We start from the raw sequence: 13914 nt of genomic DNA on the forward strand, positions 1-13914 counted from the left end.
AATCATACAGCGTTACAAACCGCTGTCAACCACCTTTTTCACCGCTGCCGATCAGGAGATCGAAGCACTTCCAGCACCGAAGAAACATCCAACTCGTTGAATCTCAAGGAGTTTTTCGTTCCGTTTGCCCTGGAAGTGGTGCGCAGTATAAAGACATTCGCAGAGCGGTCAAGCACTTATTTCGTGACTGCATGCACATTCGCACCAAGGGCTGAGCCGGGCCAAATCCATGCTAGTTGCAGGTGGGCGAGAGGATGCGCACTATAGTGCGCACCTTCGCCCCTATCAGGATGGTTTCATCTTCATGAACAGCTCCCCCCGCAGCCTGGCCGGCATTCTATTCCCCGTTGGCCTGCTGTTAATAGCCATGCTTTCGATACAGTCCGGAGCATCGCTCGCAAAAAGTCTTTTTCCGCTCATTGGCGCTCAGGGAACCACTGCATTGCGACTGATTTTTGCCAGTGTGATCATGGTGCTGCTTCTGCGCCCCTGGCGTGCGCGCCTGGACAGGGCCACGCTTCGTAGCGTGATTATCTATGGCATGGCCCTGGGCGGCATGAACCTGCTCTTCTATATGTCTGTACGCACCGTACCGCTGGGTATTGCCGTAGCGCTCGAGTTCACTGGCCCCTTGGCCGTGGCGTTGCTGGCTTCACGTCGACTGGTCGACTTCATCTGGATCGCGCTGGCAGTGACTGGACTGTTGATGCTCATCCCTCTGGGCCATACCAACGCAGCGATCGACCTTCGCGGCGCAGCCTATGCGCTGGGCGCAGGGGTATGCTGGGCGCTTTACATTCTTTACGGACAGAAGGCCGGCGCCGAGCACGGCGTGCAGACTGCCGCCCTGGGCGTGGTGATCGCAGCCTTGTTTATCGCCCCAGTGGGTATCGTCCATGCAGGTAGCGCGTTGCTCGATCCGGCAATCATTCCTGTTGCCATTGGCGTGGCCGTACTATCAACCGCCCTGCCCTACAGCCTGGAAATGATTGCACTGACACGGCTGCCAGCACGCACTTTCGGTACATTGATGAGTATCGAGCCCGCCATTGCAGCGCTATCTGGACTGATCTTTTTAAGCGAAATGCTGACCAACACTCAGTGGCTGGCTATCTTGGCCATTATCGTCGCTTCGGTGGGTGCCACCCTGACGATGCGCAGAGAGACAGCAGTGGCGATACCGGCTGATTGACATGAGAAATGTTTGCATTTAAAACAAGTCGATCAGCGCTATCAGGATCGGACCCTACGCCATCAACCGTTTTAATTCGTTACGATCAACGCGAGCCCCATCGCAGCGATAAAGCAACGCTGCGATCACTAGAATGTCAGGCTTTGCACCTGGCAAGTATTAAGGACAGGAATGAAACGTATCATCCTTATCCTGGCGATCCTGACAGCAACTGGATGCGCCGCAAACGCGCAGACCGAAGTCAAGCGGGGCAAAAAAGGCCTGCATATCGATTGTTCAGGGCTCACCTCCTCCTGGGAGAAGTGCTATAGCAGGGCCATGAGCGCCTGTAGCCCGAAAAATTACAAGGTGATTGCCCGCTCGGGTAATTCGGAGGGAGAGCCTGGCGACTATCTGTTCGGCATCAACCCAGCTGGCTATACCAGTCGCAGCATGATCGTCATCTGTCGCTAAGTGAAACAGAGGCAGCCCGGTGGGCTGCCTTGAACCCGCGCTCATATCCTTTGCGTGCGCCGCTCCAGCCAGATCAATGCATCGCTTTCAAGCAAAGGCGCCAATCGCTGAAACACAAGCTCATGATAAGCGTTCAGCCAGGCCCGCTCGCTGACATCCAGCAGATCCGCAAGCAGGCAGCGCGTGTCGATCGGACATAATGTCAGTGTCTCGAAATCAAGAAATGCGCCAAAGGCGCTGTTGCCTGCATCGCGAGTCGCCACCAGGTTTTCGATGCGCACACCCCATTGCCCCGGTCGATAGGTTCCTGGCTCGATCGAAGTGATCATCCCAGTACGTAATGCCGTTTGGGCGCAAGGCGTGGCGCGATAGGAAATGACCTGCGGCCCTTCGTGCACATTAAGGAAGTACCCCACTCCATGGCCGGTGCCATGCCCGTAGTCGACCTGCTCAGCCCACAATGGCGCACGGGCGATGGCGTCCAGCAAGGGCGACGCGATCCCCTCAGGAACACGGGCTCTGGACAAGGCGATTACCCCTTTGAGCACCCGCGTGCAGTCATGCCGCTGCTCCATGCTGGGCGTTCCCACAGGCACCATACGCGTGATGTCAGTTGTGCCACCCAGGTATTGCCCGCCTGAATCGAGCAACAGCAGGCCATCACCCTGTATCCGCGCATGAGCGTGTGCAGTAGCGCGATAGTGAGGCATTGCTCCATTGGCATTGAACGCGGCGATGGTCGCAAAGCTGGGCGAGATGAAATCCTTGCGCCGGGCACGTGCAGCAGTAAGGTGCTCATCCACGGTGAGTTCGGTCACATCACCACGGCCGAGATTCGATTCCAACCAGGCAAAAAATTCACACAACGCAGCGCCATCCTGCTCCATTGCATGTCGGACATGATGAAGGTCCTGTTCGGACTTGCGCGACTTGGACAAGTGCGTCGGGTTAGTGGCTTCGACCAACTCCACACCAGGCTGCAGGTTGCCGATCAGGCCCATGGTCACTCGCGCCGGGTCGATCAGCAGCCGGGTGGCGGGTGCAAGCGACCGTAGCGCTCCAGCGATATCTGCGTAGTCGCGGATCTCGATCCCATCGCCCTCCAGAATACGACGAAGCGGCTCGTCGAGCTTGGTGGCATCCACGAACAACGTTGCACGCTGAGGCTCAATCAGGGCGAACGACAGGAAAAGCGGGTTGTAGGACACATCACTGCCACGAAGATTGAAGAGCCAGGCGATGTCATCGAGCGCTGCAATCACATGTGCATCCGCGTTACGCGAACGCAGGGTCTCGCGCACGGTTGCCAGCTTGGCAACTCGGCCGAGCGTGGCATAAGGAAACTCATGCTCGTAGACCGGAAAACCTGGCAGTGGCGGCCTGTCCAGCCAGACCTCATCAAGCAGGTCAACGTCGGTTTGCAACGTGACATCGCGAGCCTGTAGCTGGGCCTGCAAGTCGCGGCCGCTGGCCAAAGCCATGACAGCCCCGTCGACGCTGACAACGCTCGCGGACGGGATATGCTCAACCAGCCATTGGCTGGGCGAAAGCTGCTCCGAGCTGTACTTGATCAATGTGACGCCGGTGCCGGCGAGTTCCACAGCCGCCTGCTCCCAGTAACGGCTGTCGGCCCACAACCCTGCGAACTGCGCGGTAATGATCAACGTGCCGACAGACCCATGGAAGCCCGACAACCACTGACGGCCCTGCCAGTGCTCAGGCAGGTATTCTGAGAGGTGAGGATCTGCCGACGGTACCAGCAAGGCGTCGACACGCCTGCGCCGCATGACTTCGCGGACGCGCTCAAGGCGCTGGGGCACCGCCTGTGAAACAGGGAACTGATTGCTCATGCACACTCCGACTCCAGTTTGATCGAGGTGCCTACTCTAGCAGCCCGACATGCGCCTACATCCTGCACTCGGCACAGGCTGTCGCATACGGCAAATTCGACAGGATTAAGAGCCTTTTCCTACAGAGACTTCGCTTCGAATGATGACTATCACCGAATAGCACTGCGCCCATTGCAAATCAGGGAGTCAGGGTAGGCGTGGACACCTCAAGCGTTACACGCCTCGAGCACAGGTTCGCCCCACGATTGAGAAGCAGTGTGCCTGCACCGCAGATCAAGTGACTCATACGACGCAAAACGCACACTACTAGAGCGATACTGGAGCAGCATCTGACAAAAACCGGTACCGCTGAAGAACTCGTCGCCGAAAACCCCTTCTGCGCGTGATCGCCAGCGAAGGCTTTGCAACACCCGCCGACCGTCGTCACTGGCCTGTACCTCCGCCCCAAGCAAACCCTGGTGTGTTTGCAGCAGAGCCTGGCACTCCCGCAACAACGCTTGCGCCAAGCGCTCCTGGCACACCGGCGCAACACAGTATTCGATCAGTTGGGTGAAGCGAGGTGAGTCAGGCCTGGCCATCATCGACAGTCTCCTTGGAAGGGGCATTCGAAACAAAGGCAGGCAGGATAGAACCTCAAGCAAACCTGAGGTCAACACCCGGGAACGCTATCGGAGCTGGCGAATCCGAAGGGCTTCAGATCACCACGTTACGCACAAAGCGCACTTGAACGCTGTCGACATTCTTATAGCTATAAAAGCAGTTACTGGCGAAAACGAAGAACTCTCCGGCCCTTAGCGTGCGTTCCACGCCCTCGAGCACCAGCGTTAGGCAACCCTCGGCAACATAGATCTGTTCGCTCCATCCATCGGCATCTGCCTCACTGACATAATGCTCGCCCGGCTCAAGCCGCCACTCCCATAGCTCCACCTCTCGACTGGCCGGGCTGGTCCCGAGCAAAACAGCTTTGCTGCCCGCCTGGCCTGCCCACGCCAGCTCATCGATACGACCACGGTCTCGCTGCTCTGCAGCCTGGATGAGCTGGCTGAATGGAACCTGGAGCGCACTGGCCACGCGATCAAGCGTGGCGAGGCTGACGTTCTTTTCACCTGCCTCGATGGCGACAAGCATGCGTCGACTCACACCAGAGCGCTGGGCAAGTGCGGACTGGCTCAGTCCGGCGGCGCAACGCAACTGGCGGATGTTGTGGCTGACATGCTGCAACACGGAGCCTGGATGCTCGGTAGGCTTGGACAAAGGTTTGCTCACTGGTCGAGATTGCGCAGTATACTGCGCACTTTGCGGCGATTGTGCGCCGCGTCTGCCGAGCGTGCAAGCCCATGACCGATCCCACCCGCAGCCAACGCCTGCGTCCCTCTCTGCGCCTGAGCAAGGCAGAGGCCGTGCTGGTCTTCATTACCTTGCTTTGGGGCGGTACGTTCCTGCTGGTGCACAACGTCATGAGCGTCAGCGGGCCGATGTTCTTCGTCGGTCTGCGCTTTGCGGCAGCAGCCGTATTCGTTGCCTTGATCAGTTGGCGCAGCCTGGCTGGCGTGACGCTGCTCGAGCTCAAGGCAGGCATGCTGATCGGAATCACCATCATGCTTGGCTACGGCCTGCAGACCATGGGGCTGCAAACGATTACCAGCAGCCAGTCGGCCTTCATCACCGCGCTGTATGTGCCGTTCGTGCCACTGCTGCAGTGGGTGGTGCTCGGGCGCCGACCTGGGTTGATGCCCAGCCTGGGGATCTGCGTGGCATTCCTGGGGCTGGTGCTGCTGGCAGGACCTGAAGCCGGCGCGATGCACCTGAGCAGCGGCGAGCTGATCACGCTGGTGAGCGCCGTGGCGATCGCTGCGGAAATCATTCTGATCAGCCGCTATGCCGGCAAGGTGGATGTGCGCCGGGTGACGGTCGTACAGCTGGCGACTGCGTCGTTGCTGTCTTTCATGATGATGGCGCCGCTGCAGGAGTCGCTGCCCGCCTTCTCGGGACTGTTGGTGTACAGCGCACTCGGGCTTGGCGCAATGAGTGCCGTCATTCAGGTCGCCATGAACTGGGCGCAGCAGTCGATCTCCCCCACTCGGGCCACCTTGATCTATGCAGGAGAGCCGGTCTGGGCCGGGGTCTTTGGCCGGTTGGCGGGTGAGCGTCTGCCGGGCATGGCGCTGGTGGGCGCTGGCCTGATCGTGCTGGCGGTCGTGGTGAGCGAACTCAAGCTACAACGACGCTCCCGCCCTGAGAAACAGATTGAACCCAGCCCTTGCTGCGAGGACAAAACGTAGCAGCGCTCCCATGCCAGCCGCGCCACCTCGTAAAGAAATGTCATAAAAAAACAGAAGGATGCTGCCGGTTTGTAGGATTCTGCGACAGGTTACGTGTTGGTGATCAGCAACCCGGCACGTATTATTCTTTGCAAACTCCTGCCGATTGGAACGCTATGTCCTTGATAGTGCTATTGCTTCTGCCCTTCATAGGCAGTTGCCTGGCGGCCGTCCTGCCGCACAACGCGCGCAACGCCGAGTCCATTCTTGCGGGCCTCGTGGCACTGGTCGGTACCGTTCAGGTAGCGTTCATGTATCCGCAGATCGCCGATGGTGGAGTCATTCGCGAAGAGTTCCTGTGGCTGCCGAGCCTCGGACTCAACCTTGTCTTGCGCATGGATGGCTTCGCCTGGCTATTCAGCCTCCTGGTGCTGGGCATCGGTACATTGGTGTCGCTGTATGCGCGCTACTACATGTCCCCCCAGGATCCAGTGCCACGCTTCTTCGCCTTCTTCCTGGCGTTCATGGGTGCGATGCTCGGCCTGGTGATCTCCGGCAACCTGATCCAGCTGGTGTTCTTCTGGGAACTGACCAGCCTGTTTTCCTTCCTGCTGATTGGCTACTGGCACCATCGCGCCGATGCCAGGCGTGGCGCCTACATGGCTTTGATGGTGACCGGCGCGGGGGGACTATGCCTGCTGGTCGGTGCGCTGCTGCTGGGCCACGTGGTAGGCAGCTACGACCTCGACAAGATCCTGAGCGCAGGTGACCTGATTCGTCAGCACGCGCTGTACCCAGTGCTGCTGCCTTTGATCCTCATTGGCGCGTTGAGCAAGAGTGCACAGTTCCCATTCCATTTCTGGCTGCCTCATGCAATGGCGGCGCCCACACCGGTCTCCGCCTATCTGCACTCGGCAACCATGGTCAAGGCCGGAGTATTCCTGATGGCGCGTTTCTGGCCGGCGCTGTCAGGCACAGACGAATGGTTCTGGATCGTCGGTGGTGCCGGCGCCTGCACCTTGCTGCTGGGCGCCTTCGCGGCCATGTTCCAGAACGACCTCAAAGGCCTGCTGGCCTACTCGACAATCAGCCACCTGGGCCTGATCACTTTGCTACTGGGCCTCAACAGCCCACTGGCGGCGGTGGCGGCCGTGTTCCACATTCTCAACCACGCCACGTTCAAGGCCTCGCTGTTCATGGCGGCAGGCATCATCGACCATGAGAGCGGCACGCGCGACATCCGCCGCCTGAGTGGCCTGATCCGACTGATACCCTTCACCGCCACACTGGCCATGGTCGCCAGTGCGTCCATGGCCGGGGTGCCGTTGATGAACGGATTCCTTTCGAAAGAGATGTTCTTCGCCGAAACGGTGTTTATCAGCTCCTCGGTGTGGGTCGAAACGGCGCTGCCGGTCATCGCCACACTGGCCGGCACGTTCAGCGTGGCCTACGCCCTGCGGTTCACGGTCGACGTGTTCTTTGGACCTCCAGCCAAGGACCTCCCGCACATTCCCCATGAGCCTCCGCGCTGGATGCGTGCTCCGGTCGAACTATTGGTGCTGACGTGCCTGGTGGTCGGCATTTTCCCGGCTCAATCGGTTGCCCCCCTGCTTGCTGCCGCCGCATTGCCCGTGGTCGGTGGACCACTCCCTGAATACAGTCTGGCCATCTGGCATGGTTGGAATGCGCCCATGATCATGAGCCTGGTGGCCATGTCGGGCGGGATCATCCTTTACCTGCTGCTGCGCAAGCAGCTGCGTCGCGGTCGTTTCCCCTATCCTCCCCTGATCGAGCGCTTCAATGGCAAGCGCATGTTCGAGCGAGGCCAGGTGCACCTGATGTTGCTGGCGCAGCGCACTGAGCGCCTGCTGACCAGCCGGCGCCTGCAAACCCAGTTGTTCATGCTGGTACTCGCCGCCTTCCTGGCCGGGCTCACACCGATGCTCTACAGCGGCCTGACCTGGGGGGAGCGTCCGAAGATCCCAGGGTCCGGGGTGTTTGTCGCGCTCTGGCTGATCGCCATCGCCTGCGCCATTGGCGCGGCCTGGCAGGCCAAGTATCACCGCTTGGCGGCCCTCATCATGGTCAGCGTCTGCGGCCTGATGACCTGCATCACATTTGTCTGGTTTTCCGCGCCGGACCTTGCTCTCACTCAACTGGTGGTCGAGGTGGTCACCACCGTGCTGATCCTGCTGGGTCTGCGCTGGCTGCCACGGCGAATCGCCGGGGTGTCACCCTTGCCGGGCAGCCTGGATCGTGCCCGTATGCGGCGCGTACGTGACCTGGTACTGGCTATTCTGGTCGGCGGCGGCATGGCCTTGCTGTCGTACGCGATGCTGACCCGGCCAACGCCTAACGTGATCTCGTCGTTCTACCTCAGCCGGGCCCTCCCGGAGGGTGGCGGTACCAATGTGGTCAACGTGATGCTTGTGGACTTCCGCGGCTTCGATACCCTGGGCGAGATCACGGTACTGGTGGCGGTCGGGCTTACGGTGTTTGCCCTGTTGCGCCGCTTCCGGCCGCCCAAGGAAAGCATGCAGTTGCCCGCTCAGCAGCGGCGCCTGGCACCTGACGTGATCACTGATCTGGTCAACCCGCGCCATGCCGCGGATACCGCGCTGGGCTTCATGATGGTGCCCGCGGTGCTGGTGCGTCTGCTCCTGCCCATGGCGCTGCTGGTGTCGATGTACCTGTTCATGCGTGGGCACAACCAGCCGGGGGGTGGTTTCGTCGCGGGTCTGGTGATGTCGGTTGCGTTCATCCTGCAATACATGGTGGCTGGTACGCAGTGGGTCGAGGCGCAGATGAGTCTTCGGCCGCTGCGCTGGATGGGCGTCGGCTTGCTGTTCGCGACGCTGACGGGTGTCGGCGCCATGGCCTTCGGCTATCCATTCCTGACCACCCACACTGCTCACTTGAACCTGCCGCTGCTTGGCGAGCTGCACGTGGCAAGCGCCCTGTTGTTCGATGTGGGTGTGTTCAGCGTGGTGGTGGGTTCGACCCTGCTGATCCTCACGGCCCTCGCGCACCAATCGGTTCGTGCCTATCGCCCGGGCGGACCGGCCAAATCCAGCCAAGCGGGAGCTGCCTGATGGAAGAAGTGATTGCTGTAGCCATCGGCGTGCTCGCCGCATCAGGTGTATGGCTGATTCTGCGTCCGCGAACGTATCAGGTCATCATGGGCCTGTGCCTGCTTTCGTACGGGGTCAACCTGTTCATCTTCAGCATGGGCAGCCTGTTCATTGGCAAGGAGCCGATCATCAAGGAAGGCGTAACCCAGGACCTGCTGCATTACACCGATCCTTTGCCACAGGCACTGGTACTGACCGCCATCGTCATCAGCTTCGCCATGACCGCACTGTTCCTCGTGGTCATGCTGGCCTCCAGAGGCCTGACCGGGACCGACCACGTCGATGGCCGGGAGCGTGAAGAATGACCGTGATGAACCAGCTGATCGCCCTGCCGATCCTGTTGCCGCTGCTGACCGCTGCGCTGATGCTCATGCTTGGAGAGAAGCATCGTCAGCTCAAGGCCCGCGTGAACCTGCTGTCCAGCACGGCAGGGCTGGCGGTAGCGGTGACGCTGCTGTTGTGGGTGAAAAATCAAGGCGCCGCTGAGTCGATCGGGGTCTATTTGCCGGGCAACTGGCCGGCACCGTTCGGCATCGTGCTGGTGCTCGATCACCTGTCTGCACTGATGCTGACGCTGACGGGCGTGATCGGGGTCAGCGCATTGCTCTTCGCGCGCGCGCGCTGGGCCAATGCCGGCGCCAGCTTCCATGCACTGTTTCAGATTCAGCTGATGGGCTTGTACGGTGCCTTTCTGACCGCCGACCTGTTCAACCTGTTCGTGTTCTTCGAGGTGTTGCTGGCGGCCTCCTACGGTTTGATCCTGCATGGCTCCGGGCGCGCTCGGGTGAAGGCGGGGCTGCACTACATCGCCATCAATCTGTTCGCTTCCTCTCTGTTTCTGATCGGCGCCGCCATGCTCTATGGCGTCACGGGCACTCTGAACATGGCCGATCTGGCGTTGAAGATCCCGCTGGTGCCCGAAGCCGATCGCGGCCTGCTGCATGCGGGCGCTGCAATCCTGGCCATGGCGTTCCTGGCCAAAGCGGGTATCTGGCCGCTGAACTTCTGGCTGGTGCGTGCCTACGCCTCAGCCAGTGCGCCAGTGGCGGCGTTGTTCGCCATCATGACCAAGGTGGGCCTGTATGCCACGCTGCGCCTGTGGACGCTGCTGTTCTCCGGCCAAGCAGGGGCTTCGGCGTATTTCGGCGGCCAGTGGCTGGTCTACGGTGGCTTGGTGACCCTCGCGGTGGCGGCCGTGTCACTGCTGGCGGCGCAGCGGCTGGAGCGCATGGCAGCGTTGAGCATCCTGGTGTCGGCAGGCACTCTGTTGGCCGCGATCGGCTTCGGCCAGCCGGTGCTCACCGGCGCGGCACTGTTCTATCTGGTCAGCTCCACCCTGGCGCTGAGCGCATTGTTCCTGCTCGCCGAGCTGATCGAGCGATCGCGCTCAGCCAACGAACAACCGCTGTACGAGGAGGAAGACGCCCTGCCCTCCCCGCTCGAATCGCTGCATCCGCCCAAAGGCATCAACCTGGATGACAATCAAAAGGCGGTTATCGGTCAGATCATCCCCTGGACCATGGCATTTCTGGGCTTGAGTTTCATTGCCTGCGCGCTGTTGATCATCGGCATGCCGCCGCTGTCTGGCTTCATCGGCAAGCTGGGACTGATCAGCGCCCTGTTCAACCCTCTGGGCCTGGGCATCGCGCCGCAACAGCCGCTGCCGCCTGAGGGATGGTTGCTGGTCGGGCTGCTGATACTCTCCGGCCTGGCATCACTGATCGCCTTCGGCCGGGTTGGCATCCAGCGCTTCTGGAAACCGGAGGAACGCCCATCACCGGTACTGCGTCGCTATGAGTGCCTGCCCATCGTGATTCTGCTGGGTTTGTGTCTGGCACTGAGCTTCAAGGCCGAGCCGCTACTGCGCTACACACAGGACACGGCGGCCAGCCTGCGAACTCCCGAGCGCTATATCGATGCGGTAATGTCGAGCAAACCCTTGCCAGGACCCACGACTCAACGCTCTGAGGTACAGCCATGAGCCGTCTGTTCCCTGCACCCTTATTGTCCGTTGCCCTGTTCGTCCTGTGGCTTCTGCTCAACCTGTCGGTCAGCCCGGGCAATATTCTGCTGGCCGCCGGCCTGGCGTTGTTTGCGCCGCTGCTGCTGGCGCCACTGCGCCCCCAGCATGCGCACGTGAAGCGTCCATGGGTCGTGGTGAAGTTGGTCGCAAGAGTCGGCATTGACGTCATTCTCTCGAATATTCAGGTGGCGACCGGGGTTCTGCGCATGGGTTCGCGCCCGCCGCGCTCGGCGTTCGTGCATGTGCCTCTCGATCTGCGCGAAGCCCATGGCCTGGCTGCACTGTCGATGATCACCACCGTAGTGCCGGGAACTGTCTGGTCGGAGCTGGCGCTCGATCGCAGCGTGCTGCTGCTGCATGTATTCGATCTCGAGGACGAAGCCGCCTTCATCGAGCATTTCAAGCGGGTGTATGAACGTCCACTGATGGAGATCTTCGAATGACCGGAGTGCTTGCCAATGCCGTGCTTGCCAGCCTGTTCATCATCATCATCGCCATGTGCCTGACACTGGTGCGGCTGTTTCGCGGCCCCTCGGCCCAGGACCGGGTCCTGGCGCTGGACTACCTGTACATCCTGGGCATGTTGATGATGCTGGTGCTGGGGATTCGCTACGCCAGTGACACCTACTTCGAGGGCGCGCTGCTGATTGCGCTGTTCGGTTTCGTAGGGTCGTTCGCACTGGCCAAATTCCTTCTGCGAGGCGAGGTGATCGAATGACCGAAACCGTTGAATTGTCGTTCTGGCTGGAGGTCACTACGGCCGCGCTACTGCTGTGCGGCAGCCTGTTCGCCCTGCTTGGCGCATTGGGGCTGGTGCGCCTGAAAGACTACTTCCAGCGCATGCATCCGCCAGCGCTGGCATCAACGCTGGGTGCGTGGTGTGTGGCGCTGGCTTCGATCCTGTACTTCTCCAGTCTCAAGCAAAGCCTGGTTCTGCATGCCTGGCTGATCCCGATTTTGCTGTCGATCACCGTACCTGTGACGACACTGCTGCTGGCGAGGGCAGCGCTGTTTCGCAAGCGGGCTGCAGGGGATGACATGCCTGAAGAGGTCAGTGGGCGTGATGGCGGCAACTGAGAGGTTCAGGCCGACGTCAGCCGTTGCAGCTCACGTCGTACGGCCGTAGCGAAAGCCGGCGGGCTCAACCCGTAGAGCTGCGCCGCTACCCAGTCAAACCACTGGCCTTGCAGCACGGTTCGCTGCGCCAGCCATTGCTCAGCGATGACCCTGGCGTGCGCATGATAGTCCTCAACGGATCCCTGCGGCAGGCGCGGGACAGGCTCGCACATCACTCACTGGCCTTGAATGTGGTGAGTTCGCCCTTGCGCCATTTAGCCACTTTGCCGATAACGCCCTTGAGCAATTTGCCCAGGCCCTCAGGTATCTGCTGGTGCGCGGCGAAGACCATCAGCACGCCGTGCGCCTCGCGGAAAACGATGCCGTTGCCTTCGGGCACGGAGACAAAAGCATAATCCCCTACCCCATAGACATTGAACTTGATGTCGCGAAAGCGCAGTTCCAGTTTGCCGCCGTCCCGGCTGGGCAAAACGGCAGCCCGCAGGTGATCGCCTACCTTGAGTTCAAGACCCTGTTTGTCATCGACGACCAGGGCGCTCTCAAGATCGACCTCAGCCATGTACAAACCGTCTGGACCCTGCTCACTGATGTAAACAAAACGCCCCTGGAACAGTTTGACGAGTTGGGCGCGCAGATCACCCAAGACAAACAATGCATGTGTATCCAGCGTACTGACTGCCAATTGAGAAATCCTCGAAACGGTTGCACCCATCGCTTGGGCAGCGCTCGCGCGCAGGCTTGGCGGCGGGACTTCAAGTTGAATGCGGGAGACTACTAATCAGTGCGTAAAGCGTCTGTCGCAGTAAGCAACGAGACTCGCAGGAATGATTACATCCTTCGCCAACTTCTTTTACCTGACCAGGCTGGCGGCGTTTTCGGGCCGAACAAAGCGCAATGTCTGACAACAGCTGCGTCAGGAAAGATGCGTAGATGTGTCCGGTTTGCACCCACGAGCATCTGGTGATCATCTACACGTTCCGGGAAAAGAATATGCACGAAAAGACCGAAATTCGTCGAGAGGAAACGAGTGTTTCCTACGCCCTGCACCGCGTGAACTTACCACGTTTCATTGTGATCCCCGCCGGCATCGACTTTTTCCACGTCAAGGAAAGCGCCACGGGCAGGGTCAAGGGGTTTCGCCGTCTGCACCTGGATGCCTGTCAGCTGGCCAGATGGCTGGATCGCTCAGCAAGGCCCTGCCAATGACGACGATAGCGTACGGCCGGACGTTGAAACCCTCTGCACACAAAAGCCCCAGGGATCACTCCTTGGGGCCTTTGCGCTTGAGCATTCAGACCTGGCGCAGGTGACGGTCGAGCTGCTCGTGGCGCTCTTGAGCCTCGATGCAATACTTGGTCGTGGGGCTGATCAGCAGGCGCTGCAGGCCGATGGGCTCGCCGCTGTCATCGCACCAGCCGAAGCTTTCGTCCTGAATGCGGCCCAGCGCCATTTCGAGTTGCGGCAGCAGACGCTGATCGCGCTCGATGGCATTGACCAGCCAGTGTCGCTCTTCCTCGACGGAGGCAACGTCGGCAGGGTCTGACGGCGTATCCAGACTCTCGATGGTGGTACGGCTCAGCTCGATACGCTCATGGGTATCCACTTTCATCGCTTGCAGCAGCGAGGTGAAGTAACCGAGCTGATCGGCATTCATGTAGTCATCGGCCGACATGGCCAGTAACTGTTCCTTGGTCATCGACTTCTCTATGAAAAAAGGTGCATTTGGGCGATCCGGGGGTCGCCAGCGTCGCGCGCAGGCAACGGAATTGTTCAAGCGCCTAGCAGACGCTTGTTTGCAGGGGGCGGCAGTCTAAGGTGCCGCGTGCGAGTGGGCAACCTAAATGAGCGTAGGTGGTCGGAAAACGGCACATCCCGCCCTTGTAAATCAGCCTTTGAGCTGGGGAGCACAAGGCCTTGCTGCCGCCAC

The 13914-nt window shown here is 60.3% G+C and carries 15 protein-coding genes; 10 read left to right on the forward strand and 5 right to left on the reverse strand.

Going from position 1 to position 13914, the window contains the following annotated elements:
• The first annotated feature begins 304 nt into the window (after positions 1 to 304).
• The gene (gene rhtA / locus RT028_RS08020) at positions 305 to 1192 is read left to right on the forward strand and encodes a threonine/homoserine exporter RhtA (RefSeq protein ID WP_312934172.1); all 888 of its coding nucleotides are present in this window, start codon (positions 305 to 307) and stop codon (positions 1190 to 1192) included.
• A gap of 171 nt (positions 1193 to 1363) precedes the next feature.
• Entirely contained in the window at positions 1364 to 1645 is a 282-nt protein-coding gene (locus RT028_RS08025; protein WP_312934173.1) for a hypothetical protein, read from the forward strand.
• A 41-nt stretch (positions 1646 to 1686) separates the two neighbouring features.
• Here the strand turns inward: RT028_RS08025 and RT028_RS08030 are convergent, their stop codons facing one another.
• Positions 1687 to 3495: an aminopeptidase P family protein gene (locus tag RT028_RS08030; protein WP_312934174.1), complete on the reverse strand. Its 1809-nt coding sequence runs from the start codon at positions 3493 to 3495 to the stop codon at positions 1687 to 1689.
• A 693-nt stretch (positions 3496 to 4188) separates the two neighbouring features.
• Entirely contained in the window at positions 4189 to 4749 is a 561-nt protein-coding gene (locus tag RT028_RS08035) for an XRE family transcriptional regulator (RefSeq protein ID WP_312934175.1), read from the reverse strand.
• 83 nt (positions 4750 to 4832) lie between these two features.
• Between RT028_RS08035 and RT028_RS08040 the strand changes: the two genes are divergently transcribed.
• From RT028_RS08040 to RT028_RS08070, 7 genes are all read left to right on the forward strand, one after another.
• A complete protein-coding gene (locus tag RT028_RS08040; RefSeq protein ID WP_312934176.1) occupies positions 4833 to 5777 on the forward strand; it encodes a DMT family transporter in 945 nt (314 codons plus the stop codon).
• Between the two features lie 155 nt (positions 5778 to 5932).
• Positions 5933 to 8848 carry a monovalent cation/H+ antiporter subunit A gene (locus tag RT028_RS08045; protein ID WP_312934177.1) on the forward strand — a complete coding sequence of 972 codons (2916 nt, stop codon included), beginning with the start codon at positions 5933 to 5935 and terminating at the stop codon, positions 8846 to 8848.
• Positions 8848 to 9192: a Na+/H+ antiporter subunit C gene (locus tag RT028_RS08050; protein ID WP_312934178.1), complete on the forward strand. Its 345-nt coding sequence runs from the start codon at positions 8848 to 8850 to the stop codon at positions 9190 to 9192. The genes RT028_RS08045 and RT028_RS08050 overlap by 1 nt, the downstream gene beginning before the upstream one ends.
• Complete coding sequence (locus tag RT028_RS08055; RefSeq protein WP_312934179.1) at positions 9189 to 10868, forward strand: monovalent cation/H+ antiporter subunit D; 1680 nt, start codon at positions 9189 to 9191, stop codon at positions 10866 to 10868. The genes RT028_RS08050 and RT028_RS08055 overlap by 4 nt, the downstream gene beginning before the upstream one ends.
• A complete protein-coding gene (locus RT028_RS08060) occupies positions 10865 to 11353 on the forward strand; it encodes a Na+/H+ antiporter subunit E (protein ID WP_312934180.1) in 489 nt (162 codons plus the stop codon). Before RT028_RS08055 ends, RT028_RS08060 begins: the two co-directional genes overlap by 4 nt.
• Entirely contained in the window at positions 11350 to 11628 is a 279-nt protein-coding gene (locus RT028_RS08065; RefSeq protein ID WP_312934181.1) for a K+/H+ antiporter subunit F, read from the forward strand. Before RT028_RS08060 ends, RT028_RS08065 begins: the two co-directional genes overlap by 4 nt.
• Positions 11625 to 11987, forward strand: a complete 363-nt coding sequence (locus tag RT028_RS08070) for a Na+/H+ antiporter subunit G (protein WP_312934182.1) — start codon at positions 11625 to 11627, stop codon at positions 11985 to 11987. Before RT028_RS08065 ends, RT028_RS08070 begins: the two co-directional genes overlap by 4 nt.
• Positions 11988 to 11992: 5 nt before the next feature.
• Here the strand turns inward: RT028_RS08070 and RT028_RS08075 are convergent, their stop codons facing one another.
• Both RT028_RS08075 and RT028_RS08080 read right to left on the reverse strand, forming a co-directional pair.
• Positions 11993 to 12199, reverse strand: a complete 207-nt coding sequence (locus RT028_RS08075) for a hypothetical protein (RefSeq protein WP_312934183.1) — start codon at positions 12197 to 12199, stop codon at positions 11993 to 11995.
• Positions 12199 to 12669, reverse strand: a complete 471-nt coding sequence (locus RT028_RS08080; protein ID WP_312934184.1) for a hypothetical protein — start codon at positions 12667 to 12669, stop codon at positions 12199 to 12201. Before RT028_RS08080 ends, RT028_RS08075 begins: the two co-directional genes overlap by 1 nt.
• Positions 12670 to 12947: 278 nt before the next feature.
• Here RT028_RS08080 and RT028_RS08085 point away from each other — a divergent pair, with 278 nt between their 5' ends.
• Positions 12948 to 13193: a hypothetical protein gene (locus RT028_RS08085; protein WP_312934185.1), complete on the forward strand. Its 246-nt coding sequence runs from the start codon at positions 12948 to 12950 to the stop codon at positions 13191 to 13193.
• Positions 13194 to 13278: 85 nt separating this feature from the next.
• Here the strand turns inward: RT028_RS08085 and RT028_RS08090 are convergent, their stop codons facing one another.
• On the reverse strand, positions 13279 to 13683 hold the full coding sequence (locus RT028_RS08090; protein WP_312934186.1) for a TraR/DksA C4-type zinc finger protein: 405 nt from the start codon (positions 13681 to 13683) through the stop codon (positions 13279 to 13281).
• Between the last annotated feature and the right edge of the window lie 231 nt (positions 13684 to 13914).

The sequence above is a fragment of the Pseudomonas sp. genome (genome assembly GCF_032058845.1).
Lineage (GTDB): Bacteria > Pseudomonadota > Gammaproteobacteria > Pseudomonadales > Pseudomonadaceae > Aquipseudomonas.

Excerpts from the sequence above, each read along its gene's own strand:
- RT028_RS08060 (WP_312934180.1), top strand. The coding sequence starts at position 10,865 with ATGAGCCGTCTGTTCCCTGCACCCTTATTGTCCGTTGCCCTGTTCGTC.
- RT028_RS08025 (WP_312934173.1), top strand. The coding sequence starts at position 1,364 with ATGAAACGTATCATCCTTATCCTGGCGATCCTGACAGCAACTGGATGC.
- RT028_RS08050 (WP_312934178.1), top strand. The coding sequence starts at position 8,848 with ATGGAAGAAGTGATTGCTGTAGCCATCGGCGTGCTCGCCGCATCAGGT.
- RT028_RS08040 (WP_312934176.1), top strand. The coding sequence starts at position 4,833 with ATGACCGATCCCACCCGCAGCCAACGCCTGCGTCCCTCTCTGCGCCTG.
- RT028_RS08070 (WP_312934182.1), top strand. The coding sequence starts at position 11,625 with ATGACCGAAACCGTTGAATTGTCGTTCTGGCTGGAGGTCACTACGGCC.
- RT028_RS08045 (WP_312934177.1), top strand. The coding sequence starts at position 5,933 with ATGTCCTTGATAGTGCTATTGCTTCTGCCCTTCATAGGCAGTTGCCTG.
- rhtA (WP_312934172.1), top strand. The coding sequence starts at position 305 with ATGAACAGCTCCCCCCGCAGCCTGGCCGGCATTCTATTCCCCGTTGGC.
- RT028_RS08075 (WP_312934183.1), bottom strand. The coding sequence starts at position 12,199 with ATGTGCGAGCCTGTCCCGCGCCTGCCGCAGGGATCCGTTGAGGACTAT.
- RT028_RS08030 (WP_312934174.1), bottom strand. The coding sequence starts at position 3,495 with ATGAGCAATCAGTTCCCTGTTTCACAGGCGGTGCCCCAGCGCCTTGAG.
- RT028_RS08065 (WP_312934181.1), top strand. The coding sequence starts at position 11,350 with ATGACCGGAGTGCTTGCCAATGCCGTGCTTGCCAGCCTGTTCATCATC.
- RT028_RS08090 (WP_312934186.1), bottom strand. The coding sequence starts at position 13,683 with ATGACCAAGGAACAGTTACTGGCCATGTCGGCCGATGACTACATGAAT.
- RT028_RS08055 (WP_312934179.1), top strand. The coding sequence starts at position 9,189 with ATGACCGTGATGAACCAGCTGATCGCCCTGCCGATCCTGTTGCCGCTG.